General features: G+C 44.8%; 17 protein-coding genes. 10 read left to right on the top strand and 7 right to left on the bottom strand.

From position 1 onward, the window contains the following. Positions 1–119: 119 nt before the first annotated feature. Positions 120–2021: a DEAD/DEAH box helicase gene (locus FKN88_RS09190; protein ID WP_004397151.1), complete on the bottom strand. Its 1902-nt coding sequence runs from the start codon at positions 2019–2021 to the stop codon at positions 120–122. A 583-nt stretch (positions 2022–2604) separates the two neighbouring features. Here FKN88_RS09190 and FKN88_RS09185 point away from each other — a divergent pair. Further along, positions 2605–3567 carry an OmpA family protein gene (locus tag FKN88_RS09185; protein ID WP_158137035.1) on the top strand — a complete coding sequence of 321 codons (963 nt, stop codon included), beginning with the start codon at positions 2605–2607 and terminating at the stop codon, positions 3565–3567. 281 nt (positions 3568–3848) lie between these two features. Continuing rightward, complete coding sequence (rnb, locus tag FKN88_RS09180) at positions 3849–5852, top strand: exoribonuclease II (protein WP_154170955.1); 2004 nt, start codon at positions 3849–3851, stop codon at positions 5850–5852. A gap of 70 nt (positions 5853–5922) precedes the next feature. Here rnb and FKN88_RS09175 read toward each other — a convergent pair whose 3' ends face one another. Further along, entirely contained in the window at positions 5923–6594 is a 672-nt protein-coding gene (locus FKN88_RS09175) for a MaoC family dehydratase (protein ID WP_154170954.1), read from the bottom strand. 192 nt (positions 6595–6786) lie between these two features. Further along, positions 6787–7557 (bottom strand): helix-turn-helix transcriptional regulator, encoded by a 771-nt coding sequence (locus tag FKN88_RS09170; RefSeq protein WP_004397129.1) that lies wholly within the window; start codon positions 7555–7557, stop codon positions 6787–6789. Between the two features lie 339 nt (positions 7558–7896). On the opposite strand from FKN88_RS09170, the gene FKN88_RS09165 reads away from it, so the two are divergent. From FKN88_RS09165 to FKN88_RS09130, 8 genes are all read left to right on the top strand, one after another. Further along, positions 7897–8751 carry a hypothetical protein gene (locus FKN88_RS09165; RefSeq protein ID WP_154170953.1) on the top strand — a complete coding sequence of 285 codons (855 nt, stop codon included), beginning with the start codon at positions 7897–7899 and terminating at the stop codon, positions 8749–8751. A 165-nt stretch (positions 8752–8916) separates the two neighbouring features. Then, positions 8917–12993 carry a zinc-dependent metalloprotease gene (locus FKN88_RS09160; RefSeq protein WP_154170952.1) on the top strand — a complete coding sequence of 1359 codons (4077 nt, stop codon included), beginning with the start codon at positions 8917–8919 and terminating at the stop codon, positions 12991–12993. Positions 12994–13192: 199 nt separating this feature from the next. Further along, on the top strand, positions 13193–14845 hold the full coding sequence (locus FKN88_RS09155; protein ID WP_306687457.1) for a peptide ABC transporter substrate-binding protein: 1653 nt from the start codon (positions 13193–13195) through the stop codon (positions 14843–14845). 4 nt (positions 14846–14849) lie between these two features. Next, the gene (locus tag FKN88_RS09150; RefSeq protein ID WP_154170951.1) at positions 14850–15815 is read left to right on the top strand and encodes an ABC transporter ATP-binding protein; all 966 of its coding nucleotides are present in this window, start codon (positions 14850–14852) and stop codon (positions 15813–15815) included. Beyond that, a complete protein-coding gene (locus tag FKN88_RS09145; RefSeq protein WP_158137041.1) occupies positions 15805–16830 on the top strand; it encodes an ABC transporter ATP-binding protein in 1026 nt (341 codons plus the stop codon). The genes FKN88_RS09150 and FKN88_RS09145 overlap by 11 nt, the downstream gene beginning before the upstream one ends. Further along, on the top strand, positions 16827–17795 hold the full coding sequence (locus FKN88_RS09140) for an ABC transporter permease (RefSeq protein WP_158145111.1): 969 nt from the start codon (positions 16827–16829) through the stop codon (positions 17793–17795). The genes FKN88_RS09145 and FKN88_RS09140 overlap by 4 nt, the downstream gene beginning before the upstream one ends. A gap of 17 nt (positions 17796–17812) precedes the next feature. Then, positions 17813–18745, top strand: coding sequence for an ABC transporter permease (locus tag FKN88_RS09135; protein WP_158137414.1), 933 nt, complete (start codon positions 17813–17815; stop codon positions 18743–18745). Positions 18746–18966: 221 nt separating this feature from the next. Then, on the top strand, positions 18967–19179 hold the full coding sequence (locus tag FKN88_RS09130) for a hypothetical protein (protein WP_154170950.1): 213 nt from the start codon (positions 18967–18969) through the stop codon (positions 19177–19179). 178 nt (positions 19180–19357) lie between these two features. On the opposite strand, the gene FKN88_RS09125 is transcribed toward FKN88_RS09130, so the two are convergent. The 4 genes from FKN88_RS09125 to ectA all read right to left on the bottom strand — a co-directional run bounded on the left by FKN88_RS09125 (position 19358) and on the right by ectA (position 23110). Next, positions 19358–20788: an aspartate kinase gene (locus tag FKN88_RS09125; RefSeq protein WP_154170949.1), complete on the bottom strand. Its 1431-nt coding sequence runs from the start codon at positions 20786–20788 to the stop codon at positions 19358–19360. A gap of 94 nt (positions 20789–20882) precedes the next feature. Continuing rightward, complete coding sequence (locus FKN88_RS09120; RefSeq protein WP_154170948.1) at positions 20883–21269, bottom strand: ectoine synthase; 387 nt, start codon at positions 21267–21269, stop codon at positions 20883–20885. A 9-nt stretch (positions 21270–21278) separates the two neighbouring features. Then, on the bottom strand, positions 21279–22544 hold the full coding sequence (gene ectB, locus FKN88_RS09115) for a diaminobutyrate--2-oxoglutarate transaminase (protein WP_154170947.1): 1266 nt from the start codon (positions 22542–22544) through the stop codon (positions 21279–21281). An 11-nt stretch (positions 22545–22555) separates the two neighbouring features. Further along, on the bottom strand, positions 22556–23110 hold the full coding sequence (ectA, locus tag FKN88_RS09110; RefSeq protein WP_199244869.1) for a diaminobutyrate acetyltransferase: 555 nt from the start codon (positions 23108–23110) through the stop codon (positions 22556–22558). Positions 23111–23164 lie beyond the last annotated feature (54 nt).

Here is a 23164-nt window from a genome sequence, read left to right as displayed (position 1 = left end):
ATACCGGATCATCAACGTTGGACGATTGTACCTAGGTCACATCCTTAATGTAAAGGATGAATGCGAAACCAAATAAATAAGCCCGTAGCATTCCACCACGGGCTTAATATCAGTAGTAATTAAGCTTCGCTAGGGCGACGGCTTGAAGTACTTGGGCGATCACCGCGATAGCTGCTACGGCCATCCGCGCCGCGGTTGCGGTCAAAACGGCGCTCACCTTCACGAGGAGGACGAGAATCACTGCGTGCTGGACGTGGTGCGCCATCACGAGCGCCACGGTAACCACCACCATCACGATTACCTTCTGGACGACGACCACGTGACTCACGGAAGTCATCAAAATCACACACGACTGCACCCACCTCTTTCTGGCGAATGCGTAGCTTACGTAATTTACCCGTCACATCGCTAGACATGCTTTTTGGTAACTGAACAAACGTATGGCCTTGGGCTAATTTAATCGCACCGATAGAACCTTTGGTTAGACCAAGTTCATTAGCTAATGCGCCAACGATATCTTTAACTTGTACACCTTGATCACGACCAACTTGTAATTGGTAAGTATCCCAATCAACATTACGCACGTTATCACGGCTACCAAATTCACGACGACCATCACGGCTGTCTGTACGGCCATCACCCGATTCACGGCGATCACGACGACGAGACTTATCACGCTCAATCGCAGCCAACATTGGATCTTCACCGGTATAAAACAGTGGACGTTTACCTTGTTGACGTTTAAGTAAAATAGCCGCTAGCGTCGTTGCATCAACCTCTAATGAAGCTTGTAGCTTCTCAACCAGTTCAGCAAACTTTTCTAGTGCTGCATGATCTTTGTCTGCTTCTAACTCAAGACCTAGCTGAGTTAAGCGCGATTCAGCCACTTTATCACGATGAGGTAGCTGGATCTCTTCCATTGAAGTGCGAGTTACTCGTTCAATGGTGCGTAGCATACGAATTTGGTTGGTGCGAACCAACAAAATCGCTTTACCCTTACGTCCAGCACGACCAGTACGGCCAATACGGTGGATGTAAGATTCAACATCGAATGGAATATCATAGTTGAATACGTGGTTAATACGTGGCACATCAAGACCACGAGCCACAACATCCGTTGCTACTAAAATATCAATCACACCTTGTTTGATATGATCAACAGTACGCTCACGCAACGATTGAGGAATATCACCGTGCAAAGCTGCGGCTTTAAAGCCACGCGCAATTAACCAATCGGCTAGACGCTCAGTATCTTGACGGGTACGAACGAACACGATAGAAGCGTCCGTTTCTTCAGTTTCAAGTAGACGAGCCATGGCTTCGTCTTTCTCTACACCTTTAACAACCCAATATTGCTGCTCAACTTTTGCCACAGTTTGGTTTGAACCCGCCACGTCAACACGTGCAGGATCACGTAAAAAGCGGTCAACAATGTCTTTAACAATCGGGGGCATAGTCGCAGAAAATAATACGCGCTGCGCTGTTTCTGGCGATTGCTCCATGATCCATGTGACGTCATCGACGAAGCCCATTTTCAACATTTCATCAGCTTCATCTAAAACGAAAGTGTGACACTCGTCCAAATGTAGACGTTCACGAGTGATCAAGTCTTTAACACGACCAGGCGTACCAACAATGATATGTGCGCCAGATTTTAAAGCGCGCATTTGATCGACGATGGAGGCGCCACCGTAAATCTCTAATACTTTTAATCCCTTGATATTTTTACCGAGGGTTTTAATTTCCGCGGCAACTTGAATCGCTAACTCACGAGTTGGTGCCATAACAATTGCTTGTGGCTTGTACTGAGTGAGGTCTAGCTTATTCAGAAGCGGTAAAGAGAATGCGGCCGTTTTACCGGTACCGGTTTGCGCTTTACCTAATGCATCACGACCTGCTAATAAAAGAGGTATCGCGGCAGATTGAATTGGGGTTGGAGTAACAAAGCCCATTTCGTTTAGGGCAGAAAGGAGTGTGCTGTTTAGTGCTAAATCACTAAATTGAATAACGGTTTCTTGCATGTGGATCCCACTAAAAGAATAAATAACTAAGGTCCCACGTGCTATACCATTTCCAACCAATCCTAAAAGAAGAGCTGATTCCGTTCAGATGCGGATGAGTCTCAAAAAGCATCAAGCCACTAGGGACATCTAAGGGAGGCGGATTATTCACTAAAAGCATAAAAAAAGCCAGAAAAAATTGAATTTCATCACATATTTTTTCTTAAAGACGACAAAAAACACAATCTGTATGAACTTAACGCACCCTTTGAAGAAACTTTACTCACCACCTCCTACTTCTTGTCAAAATGATAAGGGGGCTTTATCTCATCAATCTAGCTTGCCATCTGCACTGATTCTTTAAACCAACAAGATAATCATCAATATATAAGCTAAAAAACAAAACGGATTTTTCCTACACCCACTGTTTCTTTAACTGATATCTAATCATTCATGCTTACCGAATAATGAGCAGGACTTAGCGAAATGGTTGGTCTAATTCCGCATAAAGCAGTGGCAACCTATTATTGAACAGCGTTTTTTAACATGTTCGCTGATAAATTAAGAAATAAGAATAAGTCGTTATTATTTTTAAGGATAAGTAATGAAAAAAAATCTGGTCTCTCTTTCCATCATCGCTGCACTCACAATGACAGCCGCGAGCGTTAATGCCGAAACACATTCTGATTCTGCGATCGATCAATCAGGCTGGTGGATCGGTGCTGCGTCTGGCGTGACAACTGCAGATGGAAAATCCATCACTGGTCACAGAGATAAAGCCGTTAGCCCCAAACTTGAATTAGGATACGATGTCAACCAATACTGGGGGGTTTACACCGGTTATGATTATGTTCATCGTTTAGGTGTTGATAAGCTACATATCGGATCTTTGGGGTTCAAAGGTCAATATGAGCTTATGGATAACCTCTCTGTATTTGGTAAATTAGGCGCATCCTATATCTATTCTGATATCAGCTCATCCAATATAAAAACAGACACGTTTACTGGTTCAGCAGGCATTGGCCTTGAGTATCAATTGACTAACGCGATTTCAACAAAAGTGGGTTACGACTACTATGATCGCGTACAGGTTAAAGAAGGCCGGAATCCACACCTACACCAGATTTACTGGGGAATGGCGTATAAATTTGGTCAACCAGCAACACCAAGAGTCGTAACTGAGCAAATTGAAGTGATTCAAGAACGTGTCATTGAAGTTCCTGTTCAGGTTGAAGTTGCTAAAGCGGCTCGTACTGATTTCCTACTGCCTTTTGCTTTAGGTAAATCTACGCTTGAAGATCTCTCTTACTTCTATCTCAATGAAGTCGTCGATGTGATGCGAACTAACCCAGCGTTGGTTGCCCATCTAGTCGGTCGTACAGATAGCACTGGTTCTGATGCGATCAATAACAAGATTTCAGCGCAACGTGCTCAAGCGGTTTCTCAATACCTTCAATCTCAAGGCATTGATGCAAAAAGAATTAACGTATCAGCGGTCGCAGATTCCCGTCCTTTAACTCAAGGCAGTGCTGATATCGAACGTTCAGTACAAATCATTCTTAAATAGACCTCATGCTCTCTCCTCGGAGAGGGCATTATCCGCACTACTCCATTCTATGGTTGAATATTGTCCAACTCTTAATTCGTCACTTTTCTAGACTGTAAGCTACCCAACTCAAGCAAAAGAGCACGCTATACTTTTATCTTATTGCCAAGTACCATGTAGACCATGGCAGATTGACAAAACTTCCCCACGAATAAACCACCTATTTAACATTCACAGAATCGCTTTTAGGCAGTGACAGGGAACCCAATCGCACTTTAAGAATTAAAGGGTTACAATTAAACATGTTTCAAGACAATCCACTTCTTGCTCAACTCAAACAACAAATTCAAGAAAACCTACCCAAAAAAGAAGGTCAGATTAAATCGACCGAAAAAGGCTTTGGCTTTCTTGAAATAGATAGCAAAAACAGTGTCTTTATCCCACCACCCTATATGAAAAAATGCCTACACGGTGATAAAGTCGTGGCAATCATTCGCACCGAAAATGAGCGTGAAGTTGCTGAACCACAAGAATTGTTAGAGCCGTCATTAACGCGTTTTATTGGCCGTATAAAAATTCATAAAGGTAAAATAAACGTTGTCCCTGATCATCCGCAACTGAAGAAACTCCCCCTGCGAGCCAAAACCCAAAAAGGCATTAATCCACAAGAAATGCAGGAAGGTGATTGGGTCGTCGCGAAGTTAATCGGTCATCCACTCAAAGGCGATACCGGTTTTTTGGTTGAAATCACTCAAAAAATTACCGATGCTGAGGATAAAATTGCCCCATGGTGGGTTACCTTAGCAGAAAATGATTTACCCAACTGTGAACCTCCCGGTTTGGAGCATTGGTCACTGAACGATGATTCTGCTTTGCAGCGTATCGATTTAACCCATGTACCGTTTGTAACTATCGATGGCAAATCAACCAAAGACATGGACGATGCGTTATACGCGATTCAGCGCCAAGATGGCGGATTTGATGTCACGATAGCGATAGCCGATCCCACTGCGTATATAGCCGCTAATGACAGTATGGATAACGTCGCACGCGAGCGTGGATTTACTATCTATCTTCCTGGGCGCAATATTCCTATGTTACCGCGGGAATTAGCGGATAATCTTTGCTCACTGATCGAAAATGAAACTCGCCCGGCTCTGTGCTGTACCTTAACGGTCGATAAAGACGGCGTGATTAATAGTGAGAATATTCGTTTTTTTGCAGCTTATATCCGATCACAAGCACGTCTTATCTATGATGAAGTATCAGACTGGTTAGAAACCGGTGAATCTCAATGGCAACCAAGTTCTGAAATTGCGCAAGTTGTCCGAGATCTGTATGCCTTTTCTCAAGCTCGTGCCCAATGGCGTGAAACTCATGCGGTGGTATTCCCAGAAAGGCCAGATTATCGCTTTGAACTCAGCGAAGATAATGATGTTATTGCTATTCACGCCGATAAGCGTCGTAGCGCGAATCGCCTCGTTGAAGAAGCGATGATCACCGCCAATATTTGTGCAGGTAAAATACTGCAATCGTCTTTTTCAACGGGCGTATTTAACACTCATGCCGGGTTTAAAAACGATAAAATTACCGATGTTATTGCGCTTATCAAAGAACACGGCGCTGAGTTTGATGAAGCTTCACTGACCAGTCTAGAAGGATTTTCTGCCTTACGACGCTGGTTGGCCAGCCAACCGACCGCTTATCTGGATAATCGCCTACGTAAATGGCAAAGCTACAGTGAAATTGGCAATCAGCCTTTGCCTCATTTCGCAATGGGGCTGGATATCTATGCGACATGGACATCACCGATCCGTAAGTATGGTGATATGGTGAACCATCGTCTGTTAAAAGCCCATATTCTCGGTAAAGATCCCGAACAATGGCCTGATGAGCAATTGGGTGAAGAGCTAGCCATTCACCGTAAGCATCATAAAATAGCCGAGAGAAATGTTGCCGACTGGCTCTATACACGCACTCTTGCCGAAGAGCCGAGCAAACAGACCCGCTTTACTGCTGAAATTTTTGATATTAACCGAGCGGGAATGCGAGTTCGCTTACTCGAAAATGGCGCAAGTGCTTTCATTCCGGCCACACTCATTGTCGACAATAAAGAGCGAATCGTCTGCCATAGTGAGCAAGGCGTCTTAGCGATTGATGATCAGCCTACCTATCGACTCGCTGATACATTAGAAGTCGTCTTAACCGAGGTTAATCAAGACAATCGGAGTATTGTTGCGAAACCAACCCAAACCTTTGCTGAGCTAGCAACGCTGACCGATGACACCGGCGCCGAATCAGTCTAAAAACTAAATCGGTATAAAAACTAAGGGGAAGCATCGGCTTCCCCTTTTTATCACTCTCATACAGGTAGAATTAAAAGTGCAGTTGAATGACCGAAACCACCACGCATGCTGGGCGACGTACGCCTTCTATTTCTACTTTGATTTCGCGTTCAATCTCTAAACCTTTTTTCACTGGCGTCACTTTGAGTAAAGTACTGACAGCGCGAAGACGATTTCCTGCTTTGACTGGATAAGGGAATCGCACTGAATTCAAACCAATATTGACGACCATTTTCGCGGTCGGAAAAAGCGGTTGATTGGCATCAACGCTATCGGTCAGTTTTGGTAACAGAGATAAGGTTAAAAAACCATGGGCAATAGTGGTTTTAAATGGAGACTCTACAGCGGCTCGCTCTGGATCGGTATGAATCCACTGCTGATCCTCGGTAACGTCAGCAAATTGATTAATACGCTGTTGATCGACGGCTAACCACTGCCCAGTGTGGATAACTTCACCTAACTTATCCGTCAATTCATGATAAAGCGCCTGTGCTTCTGGTTTTAAAACGATTTCAGCGGGCAACTGAGTATCTTCATTCGCTGGCTGATGAAACTCTTTCACCCACGAAAAAAGCTGACGACTGTTCGCTCTATCTAAAAAACCATCCCAGTACTCACGTACCACTGGCGACATCCATTGCTTAAATTCCGTAGTCTTGACTAAATTTTCAGCACGATGCTTTAAAAGATCGCTCACTTTCATCAGAACCTCATTCCTAACAAAGAAACACTGCTAATTCGTTAATTTTGAGACACTTCACACTAATCCGCAAACACTTTCGAGCGCACACCTGTATGCTATAGCCTGTTTATCATTAATAAACAAAGACTTATCAATAAAACATTATTTTATTAGCAACCTTGGCCTAGAGTAAATACTTCATCTTGATCCCCATTAACCTATTCGCGTAGATAATGTTTTCAAAAATGCAGGCTCTATCTCTTTTATCCCTTCCGATAACCAAAAACCGTTTCCTTCAGTGACCGCAAATAAAAGGTTTTTCCGCAGTGCTTCTCTGTTTTTCAGTTTGTTATTTTGAAAATGAAACTGTTGTATCTTCTCATACAACAGATCCGCTAACTGTTTCGTTTGCTCATTCGTCAACGTTACTCGACATAAGCCAAGCTGAGGAATATGGCAGTTAGTGAAAACATCCTGTTTTAACTTGCTCGTAAACAGTTGATCCAGTTTTGAACCTTCATGAAATGAGTAGTAAGGAGGCGTCAGATAATTGATCCCCGAGTTGTGCGGCTTAATCTCAATCAGCCCCATTACCTCTAATGCCCGCAAATAAACATAGACACTTTGATCGGAAAGCTGGTTTTCCTGTTTGACCTGTTCGACGGGTTTGCCCTTTACTCGAATTTCGTTAAAGAAGTCATAAAGAAACGGATATTCAAAGAAAAGCTCATCTCGCTTTTCGCCACTTAAATCCAAAGTATCAGTATGAATTTCACCCGCTAAGCGAACCAACTCTTCAAGGTTAGTATCCAGTATTGAAGCGTATTCAAGCAGTTTATCGAGACTGATTGATTGACTATGAAAATGGCGTTTCAGTGTTGATACCGGAACATTAATTCTCTCCGACAACTCGCTATAAGTGACATTTTTCTCTTTTAATTTTTGGCGTAATGCTTGCAGTAATAAATTGGCGCAGAAACTCATACAACATCCTTGCTTATGTGGTGCGACATTGGCACCTGCTTATTCTTATCGGCTGATCCGACCTGTCGGCAGTTAAGCACAATAGCTTATTTATATTCTGCGGTTCAATAGCTCAATAGATGAAACTTTACGGTATCAATAAATAACACCCCTCAAATCACTCCCAAAAATAGATTGCTTGAATTAAGTCAGTTGAGTTACAAGCATGTTAAACAAATATAACAGTCACATGAATCGGTATCACTAAGGAATGGTTTAGCTCACATTGATGAGTAACAACTGGTGAAATACACATGATGAACTGCCACACAACACACATTGCAACATGGAAGTTAATACATGCAAATCTACTCTTCACCACTGATAGTGATGCTATCGTCATTGCTGATGATCAGTCATCAAGCCGTTGCCAACACACAACCTTTTGTTTACCCACAAGAGTCAGAATCGGAATCTGAGCAAAGCGCTGATTTTGTACCCAGCTATGCAGCCAGTTTAACTTTTGGCTATGATTCAAATGTTTACAACAAAAATGATTACCGTTCAGAACGTAAGCTATGGTGGAACAGTACACTCAGCCATACCTTTGCTCCTCATTATTCAGTTTCACTTTCAACTGGCGCTTATCGTCCATTACAGCAAGAGCGCGGTGATTTTTTTACTGACACGGCTCTCGCTTTACATCGACAGTCTCAATTTACTTTTGGTGAAACGGGACGTATTGGCTGGCAAGCTCAATTCACCCTGCCAACATCAGAGTTTTCACGTAAAGACAAACTGACGACCGCCTTAAGGTTATCAACCCCTATCCAATGGCAAGCGGTCAATATAGATTGGCAATTTACACCTCGCTTACGCAAAAATTTCCACCGCTATGAAACCATGGGCGAACGTTCGCTAACCGAATGGATTTACGGCTTTCACTTTCTTGGCAGTTACCAGTGGCGCGATTTTACTCTTAGCAGTTCAGTGCTGGGAGGCAATACCATTAGCTACGCTGGTACGCGACGTAATTCATTCGATTATGCAGGCGATGTCAATCTCAGTTACCGCGTAAACCAACATGTGGCCTTTAATGTCGGAGCCTCAAACTCCGGTGTTTATTACGATGCCGCGCAGGGTACCTTGGGGAACATCGATCTTTTTGATGCAGATAGAGTGATTTACTCCGCCAGTATCAGTTTGAACTATTAACAAACACCACTCGATTTATAACAAACCATCACACATTCATTGCTTTCATCGGCATAACCCATCATGGGTCATTATTATCCGTTCAATAATGACTCATCGTCTGTGCTTGATGAATCGGTTGATGTGTACGAGTAAATAAACACAACAAACATAGGTAGCAATACGATGAGAAGACTCTTGTTAGCATCGTCGATTACCGCCATTTTGGCGGGATGCGGCGCAGATAAACAATCTTATGATACGCTTCCCCGTGATATCAAAGAAATCGCGGTAAAAGATCTTAAAACAGAAGGTCGCTGGTTTTACGTTCCGACCACTGGTGCCGCTCCGCGCTTTGCGATTAATCAGTTTCCTTTTTTACAAGGCATGGGCCGCTATGCAGAAGTCTGTTTTAGTGAGCGTGGTTTAGAAGTTCGCAACTACGATAGCAACTATCCTGATGCGACTCTCCCCAAAGATGCTAATGGCTATTGTATACCACAACCAAGCAACGCCGTTGGCAGTGATAAACAAACGAATTTCTCACACATTTTAACCATACCGGGGGATTTCGCCGCTTATCGTTGTCAAGAAGATCGCTATGGTGATTGTGTTAATAAAGAAGAAGCAAACAAAGACGCCAACCTCCCTTTTCGTGCTAACACACATTTTACCCCTAAGCCTGAAGATCTATTGATTGCAGAGCTGAACTGGGAAGACTTTTATGGCATTCGTGAAGGTATTTCTGAGATAGGCAAAGCAGAACTGATTTCTTGGAAGTTTGATCCTAAAGCTGGCGTACTCAATTTTGAAATTGAGCGTACATTCAAAATTGATGAAGATAAGCGTAGCTCGTACATCAAATGGGAAAACCGTGCAGGGCTGCGTGATGCCATTCAAGACGGCGCGTTTAAATCTCGTTTTCACTACTCTTTAGTCCATGAAAGTCAATTAGCTTCCGCGGATTATCAGCCTATTCCGTATCCTGTAAAAGATGAAAATGACATCGGTTTTTTTACCACGTCATCGAAAGTTCTGGATCCCGTCACCAACCGCTATGACAGAACGGTGACCTATCTCAACCGTTTCAATCCTAACCAACCGATTGAATACTATTTAAGTGATAGTTTCTTTGAGCCAAAAAACAAACTGTTCTTGGACTCAACATTAGAAACCATCGATCTTATGAATCGTACCCTTAAGATCATTGAACCTGATTCAGGAAAGCCACCCATCACGATTGTGAATCACAACCAACCGATGAATATTCATCCCGGTGATCTTCGCTACAATGTAATTAACCTTATCGATGAGCCGTTGGCTAATGGTCTACTTGGCTATGGTCCATCCGTCAGTCATCCTTTAACTGGTGAGATTTTAAAAGCTCATGTTAACCAATACTCAGGAGTTGCTCGGGCTGGGGTACCTTTCTATTGGGATAATTTGGTGCGGTTTTACAATCGTGGCCAAATTGAACGCAACCTATCGGATAGTGAATCGATAACCACGGCTCATGCACAAAGCACGCAAGCCCTATCTCAAGATATTGCCGCTCGCTTAGCGCAGCAGAATGTATTGCGATTAATGGAACAAGTTGAGCGCGTGGATACAACCCAGTTTCAGGTACCGTTATTAGGCGCTGATCATGCCCTAAATCAAAGACCGTCTGCTGGCCTCCCTGAATCAATCTTTCGCAAGTTTGATGATGACATGAGCCTAGAGGAGCTACTGCATGCCGAAGAACGCCGTTTAGCCACTTGGTCTGAAAACAATATTTATCCTGTCGAAGCCACTTGGGTTTCCTCAACCTCTAAAACTCTATTGGATAACTTGCCGTTAACCGATGCAGGTTTTTTTGACACCATCACTAACGCACAAGGGGAACAAGTTAAACAGTTAAAACGCTGGTCTGCTCTTCCTAGTGAATTGAAACAACAAGCGGCAGATGCGATTACGGTTGCAACTTATGCCTCAACGCTGGTTCATGAGTTAGGGCATAACCTTGGGTTGCGTCATAACTTTAAAGGCTCGAATGACAAGGCGAACTTCTATACTCAACAAGAAGCGAAAGCCATTGGTCTCAATAATATTCCCGCTTATAGTTCAATCATGGATTACGCACCAAGCATGCTCGATCAACTGCCGACTTGGGGTAAATATGATCTTGCCGCCCTTAAGTTTGCCTACGGCCGTAAAATTGACATCACAGCGCCAGCAAATTCAGTGCATGCTCAGTCTGATGCAGAGAATCCATTTATTTTGAGTGCGAGAAATCCAAATAACCCAAGTTTACTCGATTGCCAACCCCGTGGTCAGCTCAACGATGGACAAGTACGGTATAGTTGTGACTTATCGACGTTTGATGCGATTGCTTATAATGCTCATCAATCGCCTTATCGCAACGCCCTGTATGAGCAAGTGCGCTATGGCGCAATAAACTATCTCGCTCAAATTAAACAACAGCATAATTTGTCAGAGTTAGCGCAGATCAATTATCAGTTCTGTACTGATGGTAATGTCTCTCTCAATAGCGATTGTAACCGCTTTGATGAAGGAACAAATTTAACCGAAATCGTCACCTATTCATGGCAACGTCATTTAGACAGCTATGATGCTCGTAATATTGGCATTCATGGTATTTCTGGTTTATTCAATAGTGATTACCCAAGCTACGTTTTACGTCGCTTTAGAGAAATGAATGAAATTCGTGATATCTTAGAAGACCATGAGCGCATCGATTATCTTTATCGTTCACGAGGTATCGCTCCTGCTGGTGCCAAACCTGGGGATTTTCTCAGCAGCTTAACCAGTAATCCCGAGTACTGTCGTGGTCAAGATACGGATTTTTGGTTCTGCGATTTAGGTAATGCGTCAAAGCTCGCGGCACAGTTCTTTTTAGACGTCTTAGCGACTCCAGAACATCAATGTGTTTTACAAAACGGTAATCAATATCGAGTTGAATCACTGGGGCATATGCTCAATGGCTACTCATTCAAGATACCTGCCACTTACAATATTGGTGATGCATCTTGCTTTGATTCGGTAAGCTCTGAAATCATTAACGATTTTGCTCGTGGATTTACACCTGTAGCAGAAACGGTGAATGGTCGATTCATTAACTCCGTCAAAGGCTTTGACCCCGATTTTCCATGGTCAAATGCAGTCTCAGTATTAGGGATATGGCCTGATAAATTGCTCGCCAGTAATTTACTTGCCCGTCGCTATTCACTACGTCAAACCGATGAAGTGAGCTATGCTAACTTGCTCGATCTACCTGGTGTCAAAGCACAATTTGATAATATTATGGCCAACCTCATCGCTAAAGAAGCGCTCAATACTCCGCTTGCTTTGCGCGATAAAGACGGCAATGCTTACACACTCCCTATCAATAGTGGGGTCACCGTCAATCTGCATAAAACCGAATTATTGGAATCTTTACCACCATTACCTCGTGGAATCATGGGTAGCTTCAATATTTCTAAGAACTCTCGAAATAACTTAGCCAACTTGATCTTACAACAAGCCGTTGAGCAGATGCAGTCGAATGATTTTGAAGTGCGCAGTCGTGGTATCGCCCAATACGACAGCTGGACTAAACAGCAAGATCGTTCCGGCACTATCGCTGGTGAAACCATACCGTTTGATCTCTATGGCCAACGTTATGTCGCCAGCAAAGCCAACACCATGGCTTATCAATACGCCAGTGCTCTGCAAGCAAACGAGGGTTATCAGTTAACCACCAAACTGCAAAACTATTCTAATGCCGAGTTACGCGCAAAAACCACGCAAATTGAAACCGCTTGGAATGGTATCTTGGAAACGATTATCCCCGCCTTTCATAGCCCGATCAAAGCACTTAACCCTGAGTTAATACAACGCTTTGTTGAGCTTAAGATAGATGAAGGCGATGATGAGATTGAAACGTTTATTACTTTTATCAATGCATTAGCGATAGAGGATAATACACCTCTGCTTAAGAAAGAAACTCGCTATCAAAACCGTGATAATCCGTTAACGTTTAGCCTCCCAGAGCTCTATAACATCTTCTGGCGCAGTCGTGCCCTGTTTGCATCCGAGTTTCAAGAGCAGTACTTCACTGCCGTTGACAACGTCGCTCAAGGCTACGCCAATGAATCAGTGGATCAACAGTTTTTCTGGACAGCCGATCTCTCGTTAATTAACGCTTACGCCAATGGTGAATTTGAGCGAGTTGCCGGCCAGTATTATCAGATTCTTGATAGTTTACCGATTTCAAATCGCTAATAGATAACCCATGATTTCTGATAACGAATTGTATTGAACCTCATTATCAGAAAAACACTTTCCCAGCTCACTTTTTGAGCTGGGACTTATTAAATCTAGACACAGATTCAATCATTCTCTTGGCATCACTGCCTTTTATTGAATGAAAGAAACAAATATGCAACATTACCCATTGATAATTACACATGGAGCCGTGATGATGAAAAAAACACTCTTAGCGGTCGCTTTAAGCAGCAGTTTGCTTAGTGCGGCAACCATCGCCAATGATCTTTCGTTGGGCATTACTCAATTCCCAAGTAACTTACATCCTGTGATTGATTCAATGACAGCTAATTCGCTGATTATGGGGACCGCCTTTCGTGATATGGTCGCTTATAACCATGATTGGCAAAGTTTCTGTATGTTATGTACAGAAACCCCTTCTTTGGATAATGGACGTGCGGAAAAATACACCAGAGAAGATGGCACACTCGGTATCAAACTCACTGTTGAGCTCAAAGATGATTTATATTGGGGAGATGGTACCCCCATCACCACCAAAGATGTGCTCTTGTCTCATGCCGTTCTGACCGATCCTAATGTCAAAGGCATTCCCGGTTTAGAAAGCAACCGAATCATGGAGAAAGTGGTGGCTTTGGATGACAAGACCTTCGAGGTCTATCTTAATAAAGCGCACTTTAAGTACCGTGATTATGTTCCGTCTGTGCTCCCTGCTCACCTAGAAGAAGCGATCTATCGCGAAGATCCTACAACGTATGATCGTCGAACGCTGTACGTTACCCAGCCCACGCATCCTGGTTTATACAATGGCCCTTTTCGCATCACGCAAATTTCACAAGGTAGCTTCATCACCTTAGAGCGTAACTCGCATTGGAAAGGTCAAGCGCCGGATTTTAATCGCCTGATCTTTAAAGTCGTCGAAAACACGGCAGCGCTTGAGGCGCATTTGTTATCAGGTTCTGTCGACTACGTTCCGGGTGAGCTGGGCTTTTCAATTGAACAAGCCTTACAATTTGAGAAGCGTCACGCGAATCGCTTTACGGTCGAATACGCGCCAGGACTACTCTACGAACATCTTGATACTCAAATGGATAATCCGCATCTCGCCATTCGTGAAGTACGTCAAGCGCTGATGTACGGCATGAACCGAGAAGAGCTGGTCAATCGTCTATTTGAAGGACGTCAACCCGTTGCTCACAGTAACGTTCATCCACTCGATGTCACTTTTTTTGATGGAGTACATCAATACCAATACGATCCGGTCAAAGCTCGTCAATTGCTTGAAAAAGCGGGCTACACACTGCGTAACAATGTCATGGTTGATAAAGAAGGTCGTCCACTCCAGTTAGAATTAATGACCACCGCCGGTAACCGCTCTCGTGAATTGGTCCAGCAAGTTTTGCAATCACAATGGCGACAAATTGGCGTACGCGTACAAATTAATAACCAACCCGCTCGTGTCTTTTTTGGTGAAACGCTTAATCAACGTAAACATCAAGCACTCGCGATGTTTGCTTGGGCATCAGCACCAGAAAGCCCGCCATTAACTACCCTCCATTCAGCGCAGATCCCATCGGCACAAAATAGTTGGGCTGGACAAAACTACATCGGTTATAGCAACCCTGATATGGATGCGTTACTCGAAAAAATTGAAGTGGAGCTCGATGATGAAGCTCGACATCAACTGTTCCACAAAATGCAGTCACTTTACGCTGAAGACTTACCCGCGTTACCTCTTTACTTCCGCTCTGATAGTTATGTGATGCCAAAGTGGCTAAAAGGCGTGCGCCCAACGGGTCATAAATACCCCTCTACCTTGTGGGTAGAAGAATGGCGTAAAGATGGGGCATAAACCAATGAGCGAAGTATTATTAGATGTAAACCAATTACGGGTGACCTTCCATGGTCACCCGGCCGTGCATGATATTAGTTATCGTATCCATGCTGGTGAGATTGTCGGAATTGTTGGTGAGTCTGGCTGTGGCAAAAGCCTAGCGTCTTTAACCCTAATGGGGCTGCAACCATCGATTATGCAAGCCTCTGGTTCGGTCACGTTTGCCGGACAAAATATCCTGACCAATACCGCCGAGCAGTGGCAAAAACTACGCGGTGAAGGCATCGCGATGATCTTTCAAGAGCCAATGACCGCCTTAAATCCGGTGGTCACGGTTGGCGATCAAATTGCAGAAATGTTTCTTCTTCATCAAGGAGACAACAAAGCACAAGCGCGACAAAAAGCGATTGAAATGCTGGAACAAGTGCATATCCCCGATCCACTGCGTCGCGCCAAAGCTTATCCACATGAGCTGTCTGGTGGCATGCGCCAGCGGGTGATGATAGCCATGGCGCTGGCGTGTCGGCCTAAACTGATCATTGCCGATGAGCCAACTACCGCCCTCGATGTTACCGTACAAGCGCAGGTTTTAGACCTGCTTGAAGAGCTGAGAGAAACCACCGGCACCGCCATTCAATTTATTAGTCACAATTTAGGTGTCGTCTCACAACTTGCCGATCGCGTCGTCGTGATGTACGCCGGTCGGGTGGTAGAAGAAGGAACCTCTGATCAATTGTTTAGCGATCCACAGCATCCTTACACCCAAGGGTTACTCGCTACCCTACCGCGAATTGGCCACCGCCAAGCTCGTTTACCCGCAATTGCTGGGAGTGTGCCTCCACTTGGGCAACGCAGTCTCGGCTGCCCATTTGTCGATCGTTGTCAGCAAGCGAAACCGCTCTGCCACCAGCAGATGCCAGCCACACTCCCCCTTTCAAACTCGCACAGCGTTGCGTGCCATCAAGTGGAGTTAGCCCATGCTAGTTAAACTCGATAATGTCAGCCAAGCGTATCCAATTGGCGACAGTGATTTTTTTGGACGCCATCAGCAATATCTTCACGCGGTGGATGATATTTCACTGCAGATTAGCAAAGGCGAAACCTTAGCGATTGTCGGCGAGTCTGGCTGTGGCAAATCCACCTTAGGTCGTATGGTCTCATTGCTGGAAAAACCAAGTAAAGGCGAGGTATACATCACAGGGCAACCGACCGCTAACTTAAGCAAAAAAGCCATGAAAGCGCTGCGTAAGCAACTTGGGCTGGTCTTTCAAGACCCTTATTCGGCGCTTAACCCTCGTATGACCGTCTCACAACTGGTCTCTGAGCCATTAGAAGTCTATGGTATGGGTAATCGTGAGCAGCAACGTGCTAAAGTATTAGAGGCATTATACTCGGTTGGCTTAAGTGAAGATGCACTCAACCGTTATCCTCATGAGTTTTCGGGCGGGCAACGTCAACGGATCTGTATCGCACGCGCATTAGTCTTGGATCCGGAGCTGATCATTGCTGATGAGCCATTATCCGCGCTGGATGTCTCGGTACAAAGCCAAGTGCTCAACTTATTTGTTGAGTTAAAAGAAACTCGCCAACTGTCGTTCTTTTTTATTAGTCACGATATGGCGGTCGTCGATCATCTGGCGGATACCGTTGTGGTGATGTATTTAGGGCGTATTGTCGAACAAGCGCCGCGCGAAGCTTTCTTTTCTGCCCCTGCTCATCCTTACAGCCAAGCCCTACTTGCTGCCGTACCCGAGGTCGCTCTGGGACGCAGACGTAAAGGCTTAGCGCTACAGGGGGATGTACCGAGTCCAATTAACCCGCCATCCGGATGCACCTTTCATCCGCGTTGCGCTTTTGCTGATGAGCTATGCCGTCAGAAAAAACCCGCGATGCAAACGCTCGCCCACGCCAAACATCAAGTCGCTTGTCACTATCCGCAATTAGTGACCCATTCTGATGCGGTAAAAAATGATGCTCATATTGCTGTTATGGAGGTTTCATGAAAACCTATTTAGCTCATCGTTTTATTCAAAGCCTATTGGTTTTGCTGTTTGTCTCCTTTGTTTCTTACAGTCTTATTGGCCTGATGCCGGGCGACCCGATTGATTTGATGTTTGAATCCGATCCGACCATGACACCTGCCGATGTGGCAAGGATGAAAGCGTTATACGGATTGGATCAACCGCTCATCACTCGTTACTGGCACTGGCTAACTTCCGCTTTGCAAGGAGACTTCGGTTATTCAAGGCTCTATTCGCAACCAGCGATCGATGTCTTGATCCCAGCGGTAATCAATACCTTAAAATTAGTCGGCTTCGCGACTTTCTTCTCTTTAGCGATTGCTATCCCCGTCGGTATTATTGCCGCGTTAAAACACCGTAGCTGGGCGGATTATTTAATTAGCTTTACTGCGTTTGTCGGCTTTTCTACCCCTGCATTTTGGCTAGCCTTAATGCTTATTTTACTCTTTTCTGTCACTTTGGGCTGGTTTCCGGCTGGCGGAACGGGACAAGCTGAAGGGGGCGGTTTTTGGTTAACCGCTAAACATATGGTACTACCGACGATCACGTTAACCGTGTTAAACGTTGCGAGTCACTCACGTTACGTGCGTGGCACCATGCTGGAAGTGATGCGCCAAGATTATATTCGTACCGCTAAAGCTAAAGGGGCGGATAATAAACGGGTGGTGATTCATCATGCCCTACGTAATGCGATGATCCCACTTGTCACTATCGTTGCCCTTGATATTGGCTTTATGCTCTCAGGAGCGTTAATTACCGAAACGATTTTTGCTTGGCCGGGGATGGGCAAACTGATTTTTGATGCCATTATGGGGAATGATTACAATCTGGCGTTGCTCGGTTTAATGGTGATTACCTTTACCGCATTGTTGGGTAACTTAGTGGCCGATTTACTGTACGCAAAATTGGATCCGCGTATTTCTCTAAGCCGAGGAGCGACATCATGAGTCAAGGAACAACGACGATGAGTTCGAATGTTGTGCTTCCTGAGCAGCCAAAAGCTCAGCCAAGTGTTTCACCTTGGCGTTTAGTCTGGAACCGATTTAAGCGCCATAAAGCCGGTGTAGTCAGTGCCATTTTTGTTGTACTGCTGGTGATCCTGTGTTTCTCTGCCTCTTTAATTGCGCGTTGGATGGGTCATGACCCGTTTGACGTCAATTTCTTTGCTCGCTTAGAACCAGCGAGCAGTACCCATTGGTTAGGAACCGATGAACTGGGCCGTGATGTTTTTTTACGTCTCTTATATGGTGGGCAAATCTCATTAATGGTTGGCGCGGTAGCGGCATTTGCCACAGCGATTATCGGTAGCTTGATTGGTGTTTGTGCCGGATATTTTGGCGGAAAAGTCGATGCGATTTTAATGCGCATTGCCGATTTCACCCTCTCACTGCCTACCTTACCATTGATGATTGTTCTGGCCGCCGTAGACTTACGTAAGTTAGGTCTACCGGATGAATGGGTGCAAGGCGATACCATTAGCCTGTTACGGATCATTGTGATTGTCGCTCTCTTCGGTTGGCCGACTACTGCACGCTTGGTGCGTTCTGGCACCTTATCGGTCCGTGAGCGTGAATATGTCAAAGCCGCTGTCGGTTATGGCGCTTCTTCCGCTCGCATCATCCGTAAACACGTATTGCCGAATGTGCTATCACCGGTGATCATTTCGACCACCATGGCCTTAGGTGGCGTCATCTTGCTTGAGAGTGCTTTATCTTTCCTTGGCTTAGGTATTCAGCCGCCACTGCCTTCATGGGGTAATATGCTGCAAAATGCCCAAGAAATGATTTGGCAATCCCCAGGGCTGGCGATTTATCCGGGAGTGGCTATCTTATTCACCGTCATGGCGTTTAACTTTTTAGGTGATGCGCTACAAGATGCGTTAGATCCTAAAGCTTAAACGCTCATCCTTTATCAAGATCATCTGCGCCGCCCCTGTATTCGAGGGCGGCTTTTTTTTCAATCACTTTTATCCTTAAGACGGCTTGATGTAAAACCAGTGAGGGTGAGAAAAAACAAACACACTATTTTTCCTTATCTCGCTTGAAGTCCGTATTTTTTGCCTTATCTATATGGGTAAGCAACCTACATTGACTCTTAAACGTATTAACGGGGGTAACGATGAATACCTTGCCCAATATCCATTTACAAGTCTCGGAAACTGCCTCAGGAGCAGCAAGTCCAAATTGGCCAGCCGTGATGGCTTTTCCTCAACGTAGTCAAGATACTCTTTTTTTACCGCCGCCAAAACGGGTAGTCGCTTTGATACCTGGTCTTTGGTTATGGCTAGACGTCATGAGATTAGCCAATCTTTGGAAACCAACGATTCATTAATCGCCCAGATCGACGAACAACCACCTCTATGAACGATTAACAATCAAGCCTTGTTGATCCAACCCAACGGGTTAAGGAGCGAAGAGATTGATTGAACAACACCGCAATAAAATACGAAACCGCTACAAAGTCATCAGCTCTGTAGCGGTTGGATTGCTATGATTCGCGGGTAAAAGGACTAAGCCGCTTTGACTTTATCGTCCGTTTTCACGCTGGTATTTTGGTTAATTAAGGCTTGGTGTAACGCACAAATTGCACTGTTATAGTCACCGTCTTCCACCACAAATTGCACATTAACATTGCGCATGGATGAGTGAGCCGCCATCGGGTTGACCCCTGCTTCCATTAAAGACTGCATGCCTTTGCCAAGTGCGAGGTTGGTATTAATCGAGGCTCCAATCGCCGAGATTAACGCGACCATTTTTCCTGAAATCGACGCATTCGGATAACGCTTCTCTGCTTTATACAAGACATGATTCAAGTTGTCGCTCGTGCCACTCAAGAAGTAAGTCATTGAATTTGCGTTCATTTCTTTACCGACTAAATGCACTTTCGCTTCAGCAATGATTTCCATCAGTTCATAGCTGGCATTATCAACATTACCCACCATGCTTTGATCAAACATATGTAAGGCGAACACTTTATTACGCCCAGCAATGATCTCGACTTTATTGGCTTCCGGTTGATGATGGTTTGAAATCAGCGTACCAGGATGATCCGGCTCAAAGGTATTTTTGACTCGAAGCTCGATACCTTTTTTACGTAATCCAGCCGCGGCGTTAGGATGAATCGCTTCCATACCCAGATTAGCCAGCTGATCGGCGACATCAAAATTCGTCAGTCCCAGCGGGCGAACTTTCTCCGGCCCAACGACTCTAGGGTCTGCGGAGCTAAGGTGATATTCTTTATGAATGATCGCTTGGGAGGCATTGGTTAATACGGCTATCCGGCTAAAGGTCATTTCGCTGTAGCCGCGATCATAACTCTTCATCAAGCCTTGGTCGCAATAAGCGTAACCGGTAACAATCGGTAACTCTCGCGTCACATCAATATCAGCAAAGGCACGTTCAATCACCTCATCCAACTGGCCACGCGTTTGTTCACTCCACCCCGATAAATCGACAAACCGAGCATTAATGCCCAACGTTTTCAATTTCAGCGTGGTGTTATAAGCACTGTGCGCTTCGCCAATAGAAGAGAGGAACTCTCTAATTTGTGGTAAATAATGACGCAATGAAAACTGACCATATTGGCAGGTTTCTAAAATGTTGTTGACGCAATTGACCGCTTCAGAAAGACGAGAGCGAATAAACTTATCGGCGCGAATTCGACTCATGGGATCGGCAAACAGATTTTCGTTGATCATCAACATCCGTTGTTCGAGCTCGTATATCGCGTCTTGCCAGTGTTCATCGCGCTTAGCAATCATTTGATAAATACCCGGTTTTCCGGTGCGTTTACACTCTAAAAGTGCATCGGTCATCCCTGAATAAGCCGACACCACAAACACTCGTCCATACGGGTTCGTCGGCTTTAAAAAAATATTGTCCAGTACAGCATCAAACGCCGACATGGAAGTACCACCGATTTTTTCTACGGTGTAAGACATAAGGTCTCCTTGTATTGAATATCGGTTAGGTGATAAGCAGCATAATAGACTTTGATTCGTTCAACATCCATTGACGCTGCTTATGGTCAGTGGCTCACTCAACGAGGGGGTAAACGCCATCTTTATCGTGGACTTCCGCTCCCGTTATCGGAGGATTGAATACGCATGCCATCACCATATCGGCCTCTTTATTGGCTCGTAGATAATGCTCATCGTGCTTATCCAAAATATACAGAGTACCTGGTTTAATCGGGTAAGTTTCACCGCCGACGACTTCTATCTCCCCTTCACCCGACATGCAATAGACCGATTCCAGATGATTTTTGTAGTGTATGTGGGTCTCGGTATTTTGATAAATCGTCGTGATGTGAAACGAGAACCCCATGTTATCGTCTTTGAGCAACATGCGAACACTTTCCCACGTTTCGGCGACGACGCGACGTTCACTTTGTTGACATTCTTGTAATGTTCTAACAATCATAATTTTTCCTTAGGATGCTTTTTGAATAAACTGCGGAGCGACGTTTTCCACCGCTTGCTGGAAAATCGTTAAGCCTTGCTCCAGTTCATTTTCACTGATCGTCAAGGGGCAGAAAAACTTCACCACTTCATCTTGTGGCCCTGCGGTTTCAATCACCATGCCTAAGCGGAAACATTCGCGAGCAATCTTATTGGCGATATCGCCATCTTGACATTCAATACCTTGCATCAATCCACGCCCTTTTAAACGCGTAAATAGGCTTGGAAAACGGCGGATGGTCTGCTGAATCGTATGGGTGACTTGTTCAGATCGGGTTTTAATGTGCTGTTGAAAATCATCATTAGCCCAATAGGTTTGTAAGGCTTTCGCCGCCGTCACAAAGGCGTGGTTATTGCCACGGAAGGTGCCGTTATGCTCTCCGGGCTTCCAAACATCTAACTCTGGTTTAAACAAGACGATCGCGAGCGGTAAACCATAACCACCAATCGATTTCGATAACGTCACTATATCTGGCTTAATACCAGCAGGTTCAAAACTAAAGAAGGTTCCTGTACGTCCACAACCGGCTTGAATGTCATCGACAATCATCAGTACACCGTGCGTTCGACAAATTTTACTCAGCTTTTGCAACCAAGGGTAAGAGGCTGCGTTTAACCCCCCTTCACCTTGTACGGTTTCCAATAGCACAGCGGCGGGTTTATCCAAACCAGAGGACGGATCGCCAAGCATGGTCTCAAACAGCGCTAGGCCATCGATATCGGCATAACCGTCGTAAGGGATACGAGTCACTCCGGATAGCCCCATACCAGCACCACCACGATGATGTTGATTCCCTGTGGCGGCTAAAGCGCCATAAGTACAGCCATGAAAGCCATTTGTGAAAGCCACAATATTGGTTCGCCCTGTCACTTTACGCGCCAGTTTCATCGCCGCTTCAACCGCATTCGTCCCCGTTGGTCCGGTGAACTGCACTTTATAATCAAGCTGACGCGGCTCAAAAATGTAGGTTTGTAGCGCATGTAAAAAATCCGCTTTCGCCTCTGAGTGCATATCCAAACCGTGGGTGATGCCGTCTTTATCAATGTACTCAAGCAATGCCTGTTTAAAAATGGCGTTATTATGGCCGTAATTTAACGAGCCTGCGCCCGCTAAGAAATCTAAGTAGGCATCACCATCTTGGGTATACAACCAGCTTCCTTTTGCTGTGGAGAACACAACAGGAAAATTATTGGCATAAGATTGAACGTTTGATTCTTTCTTTTTGAAGATATCCATAACGATGGGATTTATCCTTTTGGGTTGGTGGGAAGAGAGAGCGGGATGCGGTACAAGTATTCCGTGTCATGCTCGCCATCAAAGTGGCGAGTCTCATCGAGAAAAGTAGACACTTCACCGCGTTCGCCATGTGCTCGATCCAGCTTTTTAAATAATTTCCAAGAGCCTTGGTTATCACGAGTAATGGTCGTTTCTAACACTCTGATATCGCTCAATTCATCACGAGTCAGCAGCTCATTCAGCATATGGAAAGCCAGACCCATACCTCGCGCAGTGGGACTCACTGCGACTTGCCAAATGAATAACTCATTCGGCTTATCCGGCTTGCGATAGGCTGAAATAAAACCGACCAATTCCTGATTACGCTCGGCTATCACACAAGTGTTTTGAAAGTGGGTAGATTGTAAGAAGTTACAGTAAGCGGAGTTTTCATCCAGCGGAGCACACTGTGCTATCAGATCATGGACTCGCTTACCATCCGTTCGGTGTGGAACCCGAAAAGTCCACTCATCCTGAGTGTTTTGCATAATTTCTGGGTATGCAACCCAAGGCGATGCTGTCATCATAGTTTGATACATATTATCCATTAGAACTCTAAACAAGTTTCTTTTATAAACTAA

It is taken from the genome of Vibrio sp. 2017_1457_13 (genome assembly GCF_030851525.1).
Lineage (GTDB): Bacteria > Pseudomonadota > Gammaproteobacteria > Enterobacterales > Vibrionaceae > Vibrio > Vibrio metschnikovii.
This window is presented reverse-complemented; position numbering and strand designations above follow the sequence as displayed.

Coding starts and splice junctions, on each gene's coding strand:
- FKN88_RS09190 (WP_004397151.1), bottom strand. CDS start 2,021: ATGCAAGAAACCGTTATTCAATTTAGTGATTTAGCACTAAACAGCACA.
- FKN88_RS09185 (WP_158137035.1), top strand. CDS start 2,605: ATGAAAAAAAATCTGGTCTCTCTTTCCATCATCGCTGCACTCACAATG.
- rnb (WP_154170955.1), top strand. CDS start 3,849: ATGTTTCAAGACAATCCACTTCTTGCTCAACTCAAACAACAAATTCAA.
- FKN88_RS09175 (WP_154170954.1), bottom strand. CDS start 6,594: ATGAAAGTGAGCGATCTTTTAAAGCATCGTGCTGAAAATTTAGTCAAG.
- FKN88_RS09170 (WP_004397129.1), bottom strand. CDS start 7,557: ATGAGTTTCTGCGCCAATTTATTACTGCAAGCATTACGCCAAAAATTA.
- FKN88_RS09165 (WP_154170953.1), top strand. CDS start 7,897: ATGCAAATCTACTCTTCACCACTGATAGTGATGCTATCGTCATTGCTG.
- FKN88_RS09160 (WP_154170952.1), top strand. CDS start 8,917: ATGAGAAGACTCTTGTTAGCATCGTCGATTACCGCCATTTTGGCGGGA.
- FKN88_RS09155 (WP_306687457.1), top strand. CDS start 13,193: ATGAAAAAAACACTCTTAGCGGTCGCTTTAAGCAGCAGTTTGCTTAGT.
- FKN88_RS09150 (WP_154170951.1), top strand. CDS start 14,850: ATGAGCGAAGTATTATTAGATGTAAACCAATTACGGGTGACCTTCCAT.
- FKN88_RS09145 (WP_158137041.1), top strand. CDS start 15,805: ATGCTAGTTAAACTCGATAATGTCAGCCAAGCGTATCCAATTGGCGAC.
- FKN88_RS09140 (WP_158145111.1), top strand. CDS start 16,827: ATGAAAACCTATTTAGCTCATCGTTTTATTCAAAGCCTATTGGTTTTG.
- FKN88_RS09135 (WP_158137414.1), top strand. CDS start 17,813: ATGAGTTCGAATGTTGTGCTTCCTGAGCAGCCAAAAGCTCAGCCAAGT.
- FKN88_RS09130 (WP_154170950.1), top strand. CDS start 18,967: ATGAATACCTTGCCCAATATCCATTTACAAGTCTCGGAAACTGCCTCA.
- FKN88_RS09125 (WP_154170949.1), bottom strand. CDS start 20,788: ATGTCTTACACCGTAGAAAAAATCGGTGGTACTTCCATGTCGGCGTTT.
- FKN88_RS09120 (WP_154170948.1), bottom strand. CDS start 21,269: ATGATTGTTAGAACATTACAAGAATGTCAACAAAGTGAACGTCGCGTC.
- ectB (WP_154170947.1), bottom strand. CDS start 22,544: ATGGATATCTTCAAAAAGAAAGAATCAAACGTTCAATCTTATGCCAAT.
- ectA (WP_199244869.1), bottom strand. CDS start 23,110: ATGATGACAGCATCGCCTTGGGTTGCATACCCAGAAATTATGCAAAAC.